Origin of the sequence: Microbacterium sp. ZW T5_56, assembly GCF_044987425.1 — a bacterium.
Lineage (GTDB): Bacteria > Actinomycetota > Actinomycetes > Actinomycetales > Microbacteriaceae > Microbacterium.
Map to the genome: position 1 here is coordinate 1 of NZ_JBJDRI010000074.1, position 1,107 is coordinate 1,107.

Consider the following 1,107-nt stretch of genomic DNA (forward strand, 5'->3'; position numbering starts at 1 on the left):
CTGGGTTCTGGACTCCGAAGAGTCAGATGCTCCTTAGAAAGGAGGTGATCCAGCCGCACCTTCCGGTACGGCTACCTTGTTACGACTTAGTCCTAATTACCAATCCCACCTTCGACGGCTCCCTCCACAAGGGTTAGGCCACCGGCTTCAGGTGTTACCGACTTTCATGACTTGACGGGCGGTGTGTACAAGACCCGGGAACGTATTCACCGCAGCGTTGCTGATCTGCGATTACTAGCGACTCCGACTTCATGAGGTCGAGTTGCAGACCTCAATCCGAACTGGGACCGGCTTTTTGGGATTCGCTCCACCTCACGGTATTGCAGCCCTTTGTACCGGCCATTGTAGCATGCGTGAAGCCCAAGACATAAGGGGCATGATGATTTGACGTCATCCCCACCTTCCTCCGAGTTGACCCCGGCGGTATCCCATGAGTTCCCACCATTACGTGCTGGCAACATAGAACGAGGGTTGCGCTCGTTGCGGGACTTAACCCAACATCTCACGACACGAGCTGACGACAACCATGCACCACCTGTATACGAGTGTCCAAAGAGCCCCCTGTTTCCAGAGTATTCTCGTATATGTCAAGCCTTGGTAAGGTTCTTCGCGTTGCATCGAATTAATCCGCATGCTCCGCCGCTTGTGCGGGTCCCCGTCAATTCCTTTGAGTTTTAGCCTTGCGGCCGTACTCCCCAGGCGGGGAACTTAATGCGTTAGCTGCGTCACGGAATCCGTGGAATGGACCCCACAACTAGTTCCCAACGTTTACGGGGTGGACTACCAGGGTATCTAAGCCTGTTTGCTCCCCACCCTTTCGCTCCTCAGCGTCAGTTACGGCCCAGAGATCTGCCTTCGCCATCGGTGTTCCTCCTGATATCTGCGCATTCCACCGCTACACCAGGAATTCCAATCTCCCCTACCGCACTCTAGTCTGCCCGTACCCACTGCAGACCCGAGGTTGAGCCTCGGGATTTCACAGCAGACGCGACAAACCGCCTACGAGCTCTTTACGCCCAATAATTCCGGATAACGCTTGCGCCCTACGTATTACCGCGGCTGCTGGCACGTAGTTAGCCGGCGCTTTTTCTGCAGGTACCGTCACTT

1 rRNA gene is annotated in these 1,107 nt (G+C 55.3%); it reads right to left on the reverse strand.

The features are described 5' to 3' along the window. Positions 1-37: 37 nt before the first annotated feature. Positions 38-1,107, reverse strand: a 16S ribosomal RNA gene (locus ACI3KU_RS18945); the annotation flags it as partial.